This window comes from Serratia myotis (assembly GCF_027474885.1).
GTDB classification, from domain to species: domain Bacteria; phylum Pseudomonadota; class Gammaproteobacteria; order Enterobacterales; family Enterobacteriaceae; genus Serratia; species Serratia proteamaculans.
In genome coordinates, this window is sequence record NZ_CP099707.1 from 3,570,968 (window position 1) to 3,584,168 (window position 13,201).

10 protein-coding genes, 2 tRNA genes and 1 riboswitch are annotated in these 13,201 nt (G+C 55.8%); of the genes, 6 read left to right on the forward strand and 6 right to left on the reverse strand.

Translation table 11 applies throughout. The features are described from left to right. Window positions 1–65 precede the first annotated feature (65 nt). Together NHG65_RS16965 and NHG65_RS16970 are read right to left on the reverse strand one after the other, a co-directional pair. Complete coding sequence (locus NHG65_RS16965; protein WP_499182458.1) at window positions 66–1,625, reverse strand: hypothetical protein; 1,560 nt, start codon at window positions 1,623–1,625, stop codon at window positions 66–68. Between the two features lie 298 nt (window positions 1,626–1,923). After that, window positions 1,924–2,013 (reverse strand) — tRNA-Ser (locus NHG65_RS16970). Between the two features lie 92 nt (window positions 2,014–2,105). On the opposite strand from NHG65_RS16970, the gene mtfA reads away from it, so the two are divergent. Together mtfA and NHG65_RS16980 are read left to right on the forward strand one after the other, a co-directional pair. After that, a complete protein-coding gene (gene mtfA / locus NHG65_RS16975) occupies window positions 2,106–2,894 on the forward strand; it encodes a DgsA anti-repressor MtfA (protein WP_207978270.1) in 789 nt (262 codons plus the stop codon). A 102-nt stretch (window positions 2,895–2,996) separates the two neighbouring features. Beyond that, window positions 2,997–3,072: transfer RNA gene (locus tag NHG65_RS16980), tRNA-Asn, on the forward strand. Between the two features lie 49 nt (window positions 3,073–3,121). On the opposite strand, the gene NHG65_RS16985 is transcribed toward NHG65_RS16980, so the two are convergent. Next, window positions 3,122–4,174 (reverse strand): LacI family DNA-binding transcriptional regulator, encoded by a 1,053-nt coding sequence (locus tag NHG65_RS16985; protein ID WP_499182459.1) that lies wholly within the window; start codon window positions 4,172–4,174, stop codon window positions 3,122–3,124. A 207-nt stretch (window positions 4,175–4,381) separates the two neighbouring features. Between NHG65_RS16985 and NHG65_RS16990 the strand changes: the two genes are divergently transcribed. From NHG65_RS16990 to NHG65_RS17005, 4 genes are all read left to right on the forward strand, one after another. Next, window positions 4,382–5,410 carry an ABC transporter substrate-binding protein gene (locus tag NHG65_RS16990; protein WP_413481032.1) on the forward strand — a complete coding sequence of 343 codons (1,029 nt, stop codon included), beginning with the start codon at window positions 4,382–4,384 and terminating at the stop codon, window positions 5,408–5,410. A 107-nt stretch (window positions 5,411–5,517) separates the two neighbouring features. After that, window positions 5,518–7,743 (forward strand): ABC transporter permease, encoded by a 2,226-nt coding sequence (locus tag NHG65_RS16995; protein WP_499182460.1) that lies wholly within the window; start codon window positions 5,518–5,520, stop codon window positions 7,741–7,743. Beyond that, complete coding sequence (locus NHG65_RS17000; protein WP_219016628.1) at window positions 7,740–8,801, forward strand: ABC transporter ATP-binding protein; 1,062 nt, start codon at window positions 7,740–7,742, stop codon at window positions 8,799–8,801. The genes NHG65_RS16995 and NHG65_RS17000 overlap by 4 nt, the downstream gene beginning before the upstream one ends. Before the next feature lie 24 nt (window positions 8,802–8,825). Continuing rightward, window positions 8,826–9,614, forward strand: a complete 789-nt coding sequence (locus NHG65_RS17005) for an inositol monophosphatase family protein (protein WP_499182461.1) — start codon at window positions 8,826–8,828, stop codon at window positions 9,612–9,614. A 115-nt stretch (window positions 9,615–9,729) separates the two neighbouring features. Here the strand turns inward: NHG65_RS17005 and gap are convergent, their stop codons facing one another. The 3 genes from gap to NHG65_RS17020 all read right to left on the reverse strand — a co-directional run bounded on the left by gap (window position 9,730) and on the right by NHG65_RS17020 (window position 12,894). After that, window positions 9,730–10,740 (reverse strand): type I glyceraldehyde-3-phosphate dehydrogenase, encoded by a 1,011-nt coding sequence (gene gap, locus NHG65_RS17010; protein ID WP_489844375.1) that lies wholly within the window; start codon window positions 10,738–10,740, stop codon window positions 9,730–9,732. A gap of 79 nt (window positions 10,741–10,819) precedes the next feature. After that, entirely contained in the window at window positions 10,820–11,794 is a 975-nt protein-coding gene (locus NHG65_RS17015) for a GlxA family transcriptional regulator (protein WP_129936836.1), read from the reverse strand. Window positions 11,795–11,871: 77 nt separating this feature from the next. Then, window positions 11,872–12,894 (reverse strand): LLM class flavin-dependent oxidoreductase, encoded by a 1,023-nt coding sequence (locus NHG65_RS17020; protein ID WP_099064790.1) that lies wholly within the window; start codon window positions 12,892–12,894, stop codon window positions 11,872–11,874. A 180-nt stretch (window positions 12,895–13,074) separates the two neighbouring features. Then, window positions 13,075–13,177: riboswitch (TPP riboswitch) on the forward strand. Window positions 13,178–13,201 lie beyond the last annotated feature (24 nt).

Genomic DNA, 13,201 nt, shown 5'->3' on the forward strand with positions numbered 1-13,201 from the left:
CTGAAAATAAGTGCTCAATATGCCCCGCTCTAAACAGGTTACCAACCAAAGAACGGAGCTATTGATTAATTATTCAACACGGTTAATTTTTTTTCAGGAAAAGACGTCGCCCCTGCAATTTCAGTATCATTGAGTCGCCATGAAGGCCCTGAATATCCTTGCATCACCAATGTTCCCGCCACCGTAGGCCGAGCTATGGAAACGCCAAGAATATATACATTTCCCCAATAATGAGTTTGATTTCCCGAGCCAATTATTTTTATTGGTGCAGCTATACCTTGTTTATTCCTGATGTAAACATTACCGATATCAGGAACTATGTCAGAAGCGACAACTATGGCCGAACCGTAAACTCGAATTATCTCCAAAGTACCTACAGACGCTGGTGCAGAAAAATAACAGATGTTATTTTTTGAAGAAGATGTCGTTGCTTGCAAATACAGGCTATCAACCCGGCATGCTTTGGCGAAATTAACTGAATTCCCGCCCTGTTGATTAGCTAATGAATTGACAAATATTCGGCCAATACGAACACCTTCACTATTCAGATAGATATCATCATTTAATGTACTTTGACCATGAAAAATAACCCCTTCAATCTCAAGCCCTACAATTTTAGAGTCTATCGAATCAGTAATACTTAACAAAATAGCCCCAGCCACTGGCATTTTTGATTTTATATCTATGGTCCCGATTCTTGTATTATTTGTTCTAGCGTTAACGCCAACCCCTGCATATACATTCCCAAGTTTAATATCACCAATATCACTGTCGCTAACGCTTAACCAGATTGCCGAAGTAGACTTACTCGCAAGAAAGTTCTCCTCGTAAATACTGCCAAAACTCATTACGCCGCCTATTGAAAGGTTTTTTGCATTGAGGTTTATAGCACCAGCACCAAAATATTGACAAGTTATATTACTAATAGATACATATTGTGCAGGGTTAAGATCTGCTCCAGAAGAGATCACTACACCTCGATTTGCAGTCGTACCGTCTTCATTCTCCAGACTGATACAACCAGCATATTCAAAATGGATGTTATCAACATATGTATGCTCACCTTTTATGATGATGCCATCCCCAGAACACCAGCCACAGCGAGAATTCGATATCGAATTGTAACCAGGAGCGTAAGCGCTCCATAGTGCGTTACGTAAGTCATCGCCAAAGATATTTTCGGCCCATGTATGCCCGTATGCCCGTAATGCATTGCAAAAACCAATGGCATTTATATTTTTCGCATACCCATATGAGAATGACAAAAAAACCGCAGAGGACGCATTATCCCACGCGGTATTTTTATTCACTCCACCAATAGCAAAAATATTTTGAAAATTCTTTCTTATTGTAACAACCTGAGTCGTACCATTTCCATTAAGCTGACCAAAAGGACTATAATTTCCAAGTGTAATCAATGTGCAATTGTTGCCCTCGATCAATTGATATCCATTCATGTACGGAAGTTTAATGGGCGATGTAATTAAATATCTAGCTTGTGAGTTTGCATGAATGTCAACTTCCTTAGATACTGCTGTTTGCCAGGCAGCAGTATCATCTGCAATACCGTCACCCACCGCACCAAACATTTCTGGCGTAACATAGTCAAGAATAGTATCAGCCATATATTTATCCTCTCAATTAAGTTGTTTTTTAATTCACTCGAAAAACATGAACAACCGTATAGTCGCATTAGTGTTAAACGACCACTACTGAGATATTTTTGCCTGGAGCCCAAACAACAAAAATAAATAATCGATATCGATGATACAGGTGAGGAGACTATGACAGGGACACCCCATTCGATGGATACTTAACCAATGAATAGAGTTATGTAAAAAACTAACCATGAGTCTGACTATGCGTGAGTAAATTATGTGTGACGGGGATCGTTGAAAGAATTTTAGCTAAGTGCTTGAATAATGGCGGAGAGAGGGGGATTTGAACCCCCGGTAGAGTTGCCCCTACTCCAGTTTTCGAGACTGGTCCGTTCAGCCGCTCCGGCATCTCTCCTTCAAGTGCTTGCTATCATGCCCCTTTTTGCGGCATTTTTACAGGGTTAGCCTCCTGCCGAATGTTCAAGTGACGACTTAACGAGCAATGCGATGATTAAATGGCCGTGGAAAACGCATCAACCGCAGGCGGAAACGCTTGCCCAGTGGCAAGACGCGCTGGCTATTCCCCTGCTCTCTCCACTGGATGAGCAGGAACAACAGCGGCTGATTGCCGTTGCCGGGCAAATTTTACAACTAAAACGCATTGTCCCCTTGCAGGGGCTGGTGCTGACCTCACAAATGCAGGCACGTATTGCCCTGCTGTTCGCTTTGCCGGTGCTGGAACTGGGGGCCGAGTGCCTCGACGGCTTCAATGAGATCCTGCTCTACCCTACGCCGTTCGTGGTGGAAGACGAATGGCAGGACGACTTCGGCCTGGTTCACTCCGGGCCGGTGGTGCAGTCCGGTCAAAGCTGGGAACAGGGGCCTATCGTGCTTAACTGGCAGGATGTGCAGGACTCTTTTGATCTCTCCGGCTTTAACCTGGTGATCCACGAAGCGGTGCACAAGCTGGATATGCGCAACGGCGGCAGCGCCACCGGCATCCCACCGATTCCGCTGCGCGATATCGCTGCCTGGGAACATGACCTGCATGCCGCGATGGAAAACCTGCAGGATGAGATCGACATGGTCGGCGAAGAGGCCGCCAGCATGGACGCCTACGCCGCCACCGATCCGGCCGAATGTTTTGCGGTACTGTCGGAGTATTTTTTCAGTGCGCCCGAGCTGCTGGCCAACCGTTTCCCACTGCTGTACCAGCATTTCTGCCGCTTCTATAAACAGGATCCGCTGGCACGCTTGCAGCGGTTGCAGGCCGAAGATGGCGTAGAATTGCCATAAGCCGACCCGCATTGCTCATATGCTGAGCAGTCGCACCGAATCGGCAACTTTAGCGTTGACACATTCTGGGTGGCTGGATATGATGCGCCCCGTTCAGACAATTCCTCTGTAGTTCAGTCGGTAGAACGGCGGACTGTTAATCCGTATGTCACTGGTTCGAGTCCAGTCAGAGGAGCCAAATTCGAAAGACCCGCTTAAGGAAACTTAGGCGGGTCTTTTGCTATGGGTCATCCTCTCCGTATAGTTTCGCGCCAGACAAAATCGGCATGGTACAGCCGGGTTTCACCCGGCATCTCGTGGCCCAACGTCGGCATCATGCTCTCCTCTTTCTTCTCTTCCGCCATCAGCCAGGCAACCGAATCCTGAGCAAATAACGCCACCGGCTGGGTAAAGGTGGTGAGGTTGTAAGAGGACCAGGCCGCCTGGGGAATATCGTCGTAGCCCGCCACGCAAAGATCTTCTGGAATACGCAGCCCAAAGCGGTGGCGCGCCTCGTCCATAAAGCCGCAGGCCAATAAATCCGTGACGCAGAACACCGCATCGGGGCGCTCGCGACGGGTCAACAGCCGGTGCGCCAGGATCTGACCGCTCTCATACGACGTCGTGCCAAAGCGCTCGACGCTTACCTGCAGCCCCGCCGCTTCCGCCGCCTGCAGAAAACCGCGTTCACGCGCCATCAGGCTGGGCGTCCCGGCCAATGAGTTGGCAAAAGCGATGCGTTGGCAGCCCGCTCGGGCAAACGCCATCACCACCCTGCCGGCCGCCTCTTCGTTATCCAGCCGGATACTGAGTGAGCCGGGCAAGGTGTCATTACGGTTGATCAGCACCAGCCGCTGGCCGTGTTTATGGCACAGGCGGGCAATGGCGCTGTCCGGCATGCCGGAAAGCACAAAGGAAGCATCGGCACGGAAGTTGATCGCCTGCTGCAACGCCTGGGAGACGCTGTCATCAGAGCGATCGGTGTTAATCAACATGGCGATCTTGCCCGCATCCTGCAAATGCTGGGTCAGCAAGCGGACCAGGCTGGCCCGATAGGGGGTCGCCAGTTCCGAAACGATCAGGCAGACAATGCCGCTGCGGTTACGCACCAATCCCCGCGCCAAGTGATTCACGTGATAACCCAGCTCTTCAGCCGCCCGCATCACCCTTTCGCGGGTGGCCGCCGACACGCTGGCACCGGGCGTATAAGTCCGCGAAACCGCCGAGCGGGAAACCCCGGCCAACTCCGCTACGTCTTTCGCACTGATCATCGCCTTGTCCATCGCCATCTTCACATCCATCCGTTTCGCATTCTGAGAAAAGTTTGCCGCATTTTGCAAAGCTGTGCAAATTTTTGCCGGTCAAAATGTTTCATTTTTGTGACGAGTAGGTTGAATTGTTTCACTGCGCGATTGACAGCGCAATTTATATCCTCTAGTTATTTGCACACACGTGCAAAAAGAATAGGCGACAACGTATCGCCACCCTACACAACCAAGGAGAACACCATGCATCGCGTTACTCTGATGGCGGTCATCGCCGCCGGCTCTGCACTCTCTGCCCTGCCTGCTCACGCAGCCGGGAAACTGAATATGATCTGCTCCGCCGACGTCGTGGTCTGCGAGCAAATGACCAATCTGTTTGAGAAACAACACCCGGATATCAAAGTCAGTATGGTGCGCCTCTCCGCCGGGGAAGCCTATGCACGTATTCGTACCGAAGCCCGTAACCCACGCACCGATATTTGGTGGGCCGGCACTGGCGACCCGCATATGCAGGCCGCCGACGAAGGCTTAACCCAGCCCTATAAATCCCCGTTGCTTGATCAACAACACGACTGGGCGCGTAAACAGGCAGAAAGTGCCGGCTACCGCACCGTCGGTGTCTACGCTGGGGCGCTGGGCTGGGGGTACAACACCAAGTTGCTGGCAGAGAAAAAACTCAAGGTTCCGGCCTGCTGGAGTGACCTGCTGGATCCGGCCTACAAAGGCGAGATCCAGATGGCCAACCCGAACTCGTCCGGCACCGCTTACAACACCCTCGCCACACTGGTGCAAATCATGGGTGAAGAGCCGGCCTTCGACTACCTGAAAAAGCTCAACGCCAATATTTCACAGTACACCAAATCCGGCTCCGCGCCGGTGAAAGCGGCTGCTCGCGGTGAAACCACCGTCGGTATCGTGTTTATGCATGATGCCGTCGCGATGCAGGTCGATGGCTTCCCGATCAAGGCAGTCGCCCCTTGCGAAGGCACCGGCTTTGAAATTGGCTCGATGTCGATCGTTAAAGGCGCACGCAACCTCAACCAGGCCAAGGTGTGGTACGACTGGGCGCTCAGTGCCGATGCCCAGTCACACATGAAAGACGCCAAATCCTTCCAGTTGCCGTCCAATCGCAACGCGGCGATTTCCGAATATGCGCCACGCTTCGAGAACATCAAACTGATCGATTACGACTTTAAAACCTACGGCGCGACAGAAAAACGCAAGGCACTGCTCAGCCGCTGGGATAAAGAGATCGGCGCCAGCGCCCAATAATTCACGCCCTTTTCCTCCCGTATGCGACGCGCTCTGCGATAAACCGGGCGAGGCAACCCTCGCCTGTACAAAGCGCGGTAACGGAAATATGAACTCTCGAGGTTACGATGAATGCTCAAAACCGCCGCCTTGACGGGGCCCTCGTGCTGGGCGCACTGGCCGTGTTATTGCTGCCCTGGTACAGCCAGGAAGCCGGGTTCTTCGACTTTGGCTGGCTCGGTACGCTGTGGCAGGATCAGGCAAGCGCGCCTGCGCTGTGGCAAGTAATCACCTTTCAACGGCCCTGGCTGCTGATTGCTCTGCTGATGCTACTGGTTTGCGCACCGGCTCGTCTGTTGCCGGTGAGTCGCCTGCGTTCGCAATTGCTGATGGGGGCCAGCGTCATCGGCATCCTGTTTTTGCTGTTTGAAGGCCATGCCATTGGCTACAGCGGCTGGAACTGGCAGTGGAGCGAACAGCTGTTTGGCGCGCTCAACGACGGCCAACCCGCCTTTGGCGCCGGTGCCATTTTGCTGATCACCACCTTTTTGCTGCTGCTCTCTTTTGCGCTAGCCGAACGCGGCGTGCTGAAGGGGGATGCCTTTGTGGTGGCCGCCATTGTGCTGCTGGTCGCGCTGGTGACCACCTTCGTGCTTTATCCGGTGCTGAGCATGTTTGTCTCATCGGTACAGGATGTGGATGGGTCGTTTAAGCCCGACGGGCTGATCGCCAATATGCAGGATCCGGCCATCTGGAGCCTCGGCTGCCTGAAGGGTGGCAGTTGCGGTACCGCCTGGCGCACCCTGACCCTGGCACTGATGACCGCCAGCGGCTCTACGCTGCTCGGTCTGGCTTTTGCGCTGGCCGCCACCCGCACGCCGCTGCCGTTCAAAAAAGGGCTGCGCCTGCTGACCATACTGCCGATCATCACGCCGCCGTTTGTGATTGGCCTGGCGCTGATGCTGCTGTTTGGCCGCGCCGGGGTGGTCACCGAACTGCTCGCCAGCCTGTTTGGCATCGAGCCCGGCCGTTGGTTATACGGCCTGACCGGCATCTGGATTGCTCAGGTGCTCTCCTTCACCCCGATTGCCTTCCTGGTGCTGATTGGCGTGGTGGAAGGGGTGAGTCCCTCGCTGGAAGAAGCCTCACAGACGTTGCGCGCTAACCGCTGGCGCACTTTCCGCTATGTTTCACTGCCGCTGATGGCACCCGGCCTGGCCAACGCCTTTCTGATCAGCTTTATCGAAAGCATGGCGGACTTCGGTAATCCGATGGTGCTGGGGGGCAGTCACGGCGTGCTGTCGACCGAGATCTTCTTCTCGGTGGTCGGGGCGCAGAACGATCCAAGCCGCGCCGCCGTGCTGGCCATTATCCTGCTGTGCTTTACCCTCAGCGCCTTTATTTTGCAGCGCCTGTGGCTGGCAGGGAAAAACTTCGCCACCGTCACCGGCAAAGGGGACTCCGGCACGCACTGCGGGCTGCCACGCGGCTTGCGTTATGGCGTGTACGCGTTGGTGATCCCCTGGGGTCTGTTCACGCTGGTGGTCTACGGCATGATCCTGATCGGCGGCTTTGTCCAGTCATGGGGGTTGGATAACAGCCTGACGCTGGGGCATTACGCCCGCGCCTTCGGTTTCCAGTGGAACAACGGCCAGATAGCCTGGACCGGCGTCGCCTGGAACTCGTTCTGGACCACCCTGGAGATCGCGCTGATCGCCGCGCCGCTTACCGCCATCGTTGGCCTGCTCACCGCCTGGCTGATCGTGCGGCAGAAGTTTGCCGGTCGTCAGACCTTTGAGTTTATGTTGATGCTCAGCTTTGCCATCCCCGGCACGGTGATCGGCGTCAGCTACATCATGGCTTATAACCTGCCGCCATTGGAAATCACCGGTACTGCGCTGATCCTGGTGGCCTGCTTTGTGTTCCGTAATATGCCGGTCGGCGTACGCGGTGGGATCGCCGCCATGAGCCAACTGGATCGCAGCCTGGATGAAGCCTCGCTGACGCTGCGCGCCAGCAGTTTCCGCACCCTGCGCAAAGTGATCCTGCCGCTGCTGAAACCCGCCATCAGCGCAGCACTAGTGTATGCCTTCGTGCGGGCCATTACCTCGATCAGTGCGGTGATCTTCCTGGTCAGCGCTCAATACAACATGGCCACTTCCTACATCGTGGGGCTGGTCGAAAACGGGGAATACGGCGTGGCTATCGCCTACTCCTCGGTGCTTATCGTGGTGATGCTGGCGGTGATCCTCACCTTCCAGCTGCTGGTTGGCGAACGTCGCCTGCGCCGCGCCATCACTGCCACTCCGCCGGTGACGCCACCCGCGGCCTTACATCAGGAGAATGCCCTATGACCGCCATTCGTTCCGGCTCGGTGGTGTTTGAAAACGTCACCAAACAGTTTGCCGACTTCACCGCCCTGCCCGGCCTTTCGCTCACCGTCGAACCCGGTACGCTGGTGACGCTGCTCGGCCCTTCGGGCTGTGGCAAAACCACCACCCTGCGCCTGCTGGCCGGTCTGGAGCACCCGACCTCGGGGCGTATTCTGATTGGCGGCAAAGACGTCACCCATCTGCCGGCCAATGAGCGCGACGTCGCCATGGTGTTCCAGTCCTACGCGCTGTTCCCGCATATGAACGCGCTGGACAACGTCATGTACGGCCTGCTGGCCAGCGGGCTGTCACGTAAAGAGGCGCAGGATCGGGCGCGCGAAGGGTTAAAACTGGTGGGTCTGGAAAATATGGGCCAACGCCTGCCCGCCGAACTGTCAGGCGGCCAGCAGCAGCGCATCGCCGTGTCGCGCGCACTGGTCCTGGAACCTCAGGTGTTGCTGCTCGATGAGCCCTTATCCAACCTTGACGAACGGCTGCGTCGCCGAGTGCGCACCGAGATCCGCGATTTGCAACAGCGCCTCGGCTTCACCGCGGTGTATGTCACTCACGATCAGGAAGAGGCGCTGGCGGTCTCCGATAAGATTATCGTCATGAAAGAAGGGCATATTGCTCAACAGGGTGCGCCTCAGGAGCTATATCACTCGCCGGCTTCAGTGTTTATTGCCGACTTTATGGGTGAGGCTAACATCCTGCCCTGCGACATTGAGCGGGTAGACAACGGCGAAGCGCTGATCACCCTCGGCAGCCGTCAGTATCGTGTACCGGGTGCCAAAGCGCGTCCCGGTGCTGCGCAGCTTTCGGTGCGGCCACAGTTTATTACCTTACAGCCCGAGCAGAGCGGCGCATTAAACGGTGAAGTGACCCACAGCGCCTGGTTGGGGGACCATATCGAATATGAAGTGAAAACCGATCTCGGCGCGCTGTTTATTGTCGATGTGCAGATGGAACGCCAACTGACACCGACCACCCGCGTGGCCATTGATTTCAAATCTCAGGGACTGGCGCTGATTGCCCAGTGAACCTCAATACCTTAAGGAGCAAAGATGAATGAGCCCATTTCCCAGCGTTTGACGCTGGCCGAACAGGCGGCACGAGCAGCGGGCGACAAAGCGCTGGACTATTTTAACCGCCGCGAAAGCCTGGTGATTGAAACCAAACGCGATGCGCAAGATGTGGTATCGATCGCCGACCGCGAAGTTGAACTGCTGATCCGCGAGCAGATAGCCCGCCAGTTCCCGGACGACGGCTTTCTGGGAGAAGAATTTGGCCTGCAGCCTGGTGATTCTGGCTACACCTGGGTGGTAGACCCGATCGACGGCACCAGTCCCTTTGTGAACGGTATGCCGAACTGGTGCGTGTCGATTGCGGTGATCCATCAGGGAGAGCCGGTGATCGGGGTGATCGTCGCCCCCTGCCAGCAGGAGTGTTTTGTCGCGGCGCGCGGCGCGGGTGCCACCCTCAACGGTAAAACGCTGCAGGTGGATCCACAGCGCACCATGCAAAACCACGTCACCGGCTTTGGTGCCAACAGCTATGTGACACCGGAACGCGTTGGCGAGATCGCCGCCCAGATCACCGCGGCCGGTGGCAATTTCTTCCGTAACGGCTCCGGCGCCATGATGCTGGCCTGGGTGGCCGCAGGACGATTGGTGGGTTATTACGAACCTTATATGCATGCCTGGGATTGTCTGGCGGGATACTGCCTGGTCAACGAAGCCGGCGGCTGGACCCATGAGTTTAATACCGAGGGGGAACATTTGCTGCACGGCGGGCCGGTGCTGGCGGTCGCGCCTGGGGCCAAACAAGATTTAATGCGCATCGCGCAGCTGTAATTCAGACTGCTAGCCAATCTGTTTAAGGACTAAACCAGTAAGGGTCGAACATGTTCGACCCGATTTAACCCATTGATTATGCTATAGGGGGCAGCATGGCAGCGCCCCTACTCGTCTACAACCCGCGTTTATCCATCAGTACCGCCAGATCCACCAGCCGGTTAGAGAAGCCCCACTCGTTGTCATACCAGGCCAGGATCTTGACCAGCTTGCCGCCAATGACCAGCGTGGAAAGCCCATCAATCACGGAAGAGCGTGGATCGCCTCTGTAGTCGCTCGACACCAACGGCTCATCGCTGTAGCCAAGAATATCCTTGAGAGGGCCGGATTCGGCTGCCTGGCGGAAAGCGGCGTTGATCTCTTCCACCGTCACCTCACGTTTCAGCGTGACCGTCAGGTCAACGATAGACACCACCGGTACCGGCACCCGCAGCGAGTAACCGGTCAAACGGCCTTCCAGCTCCGGGATCACCTTGCCGAGCGCTTTGGCCGCGCCGCTGGAGTAAGGCACAATCGACTCTGCTGCGGCGCGGGCACCGCGCAAGTCTTTTTCCGGTTGGTCATGCAATGCCTGACTGTTGGTATAGGCATGGGTGGTATTCATCAGGCCGTATTCAATGCCGAAAGCCTGGTGCAATACCTGAGCGGCGGGAGCCAGACCGTTAGTGGTGCAACTGCCGTTGCTGACGACAAAATGTTTGGCCGGATCGTATTGCTGGTGGTTAACGCCCAGTACCAGGGTAATGTCGTCGCCCTTGGCCGGTGCCGAGATAATGACTCGCTTGGCTCCGCCTTTCGTGATGTGCACTTCAGCCTTGGCTTTGTCGGTAAAGAAACCCGTCGCCTCAATCACCACCTCGACACCCACGCTGCTCCATGGGATGGCGGCCGGATCTCTTTCGGAGAATACATGAATCGGACGACCATCGAGCAGCAACTGGTTTTCACCGGCTTCAACCCGGGCGGCCAGAGTGCCCGAAAGCGAATCGTATTTGAGCAGGTGCGCCAGGGTTTTGCTGTCGGTCAAATCGTTAATCGCCACGACTTCAAAGTCATCGCGACCTAATGCCGCACGCAAAACATTCCTGCCGATCCTGCCGAATCCATTAATGCCTACTTTGACCATGATCTACTCCTTCGTTATTGGCTCTGCTGCCAATTTAAGCCTGAGGGATGTGTGTCGTAAATGACGTTTACAGATCAATTTAGGCCAAAGTACGTGCATGAAAACGTTCGCGGTACTCTGTCGGGGTCAGCTGCAAATGCCGTTCGAAGACACGCCGCAGATTGAGGCTATTGCCGAAACCGCTGGTGAGGGCAATTTGCTCAATGCCTGCCGAGCTCTGTTCCAGACGCTGTCGGGCGCTGTGCAAACGCCCTTCTTCGACAAATTTGGCCGGAGGAATACCGGCCTCACGCGTGAACACGCGGGTAAAGTTGCGTGGGCTCATGGCAACCCGTTCGGCCAGTTTCTCGACGGAAAGATCTTCCGCCAGATTTTCCAGGATCCAGCACTGGAGATCGCGGATTGGGCCGGGGGTTTTAGCCTGATTTAACGGGTAACGGCTGAACTGCGCCTGCCCGCCGGGCCGACGCAAAAACATCACCAGGTCCTGCGCCACTTCGCGGGCCTGAGTAAAACCGTAATCGTCTTCCACCAGCGCCAGCGTCAGATCGAACCCGGAGCTGACGCCGCCGGAGGTCCAGACACTGCCGTCCTGCACATAGATCGGCCCATTTTCGACCAGCACTTTGGGGAAACGAGATTGCAAGGTGTCCAGCAACCGCCAGTGCGTGGTGGCACGACGGCCATCCAGCAAGCCGGCTTCAGCAAGCAACAAGGCCCCGCCACAAACGGAGGCAATTCGGCGCGCTTTGGGTGCGGCACGACGTAGCCAATCCACCACAAAAGCACTTTCTTCCTCGGTCGCCCCTTTGCCGGTGACGATGATGGTGTCACGCGCTTGTTCTGGATCCAGATCGCAAAGGCGATGGTCGGCCAATAGGTTCAAGCCGGAGGACCCATGCACCACGCGGTGAGACTGGGTAGTGACTATCGCTATCTGGTAGAGCGGCGCGTCATCAGGCCTCAAGCGGTTGGCTTGCATCAGGATGTCGGCGATCCCCGCCGACTCAAACAACATGCCCCCTTCAGGGACGATAATCAGAAATGTATGCATGTCGTTAAAATACAAATTGAGCAAAATAAGTCAAGCCCGCCGCAGAAACCTCAGGCGGGCTTTTGGCTATGACCTAATTAGCGCCAGTCCAGCGCAGGGGCGATATGGGTCAGGATCGACTCAATCACATGGGCGTTATAATCAACACCCAGCTGGTTTGGCACGGTCAGCAGCAAGGTGTCCGCCTCGGCAATTGCTTCGTCCTGCGCCAGTTGTTTGATCAACAGCTCCGGCTCGGCGGCATAGCTGCGGCCGAATATCGCCCGGGTCTGATCGCCGATATACCCCACCTGATCGCCGTCTTGCCCGCTATTGCCAAAATAGTTGCGATCCCGCTGGTCCATCAACGCAAAGATGCTGCGGCTGACCGACACGCGGGGTTCCCGTTTATGCCCGGCGACCTTCCAGGCTTCGCGATACGCGCGGATCTGCTTCGCTTGCTGCACGTGGAACGGTTCGCCGGTTTCGTCGTTTTTCAGCGTTGAGCTTTGCAGGTTCATCCCCAACTTCGCCGCCCAAACGGCCGTAGCGTCTGAGCTGGCGCCCCACCAGATGCGATCCCGCAGTCCGGCGGAGAAAGGCTCCACCCGCAGCAAGCCCGGTGGATTCGGGAACATCGGCTGCGGGCTAGGTTCGGCGAACCCTTCGCCACGCAACGCATCAAGCAGCACTTCGGTGTGGCGGCGCGCCATATCGGCTTCGGTCTCGCCTTCGGCCGGGGTATAGCCAAAGTAACGCCAGCCATCAATCACCTGCTCGGGAGAGCCGCGACTGATGCCAAGCTGCAAGCGCCCGCCTGAAATCAGGTCGGCGGCGCCGGCGTCTTCCACCATATACAGCGGGTTTTCATAACGCATGTCGATCACGCCGGTGCCGATCTCAATGCGCTGGGTTTTGGCACCGATGGCGGCCAACAGCGGAAATGGCGAACCAAGTTGGCGCGCGAAGTGGTGTACGCGGAAATAGGCCCCGTCCGCCCCCAGCTCTTCTGCCGCGACGGCAAGATCGATGGATTGCAACAGTGCATCGCCAGCCGAGCGGGTGCCCGACTGCGACGAAGGCGTCCAGTGACCAAAAGAGAGAAATCCAATTTTCTTCATGGGTAGTGTCCTTAGAGTGAATTATGACCGGAATACAGTGACAAACATGCCCCCCTGCAAGCCAGAAAAATTGTATTGGACCGCACTAAACGAACCGTTTTCGGCTAGGAAAAACCTTAATGCCGGGTGCCCATGGCCACCGCACGGGCATTGTAATCAAAAAGTAAATATCGTATAACAGGCTCCTCCGAGGGGTGTCCTGTAAAGGGCTGAGATGGCGTAAGCCGAACCCTTTGAACCTGATCTGGGTCATGCCAGCGAAGGGACGGGTCGGCAATAACACCATCAGTTATTGCCCGTTCTTACC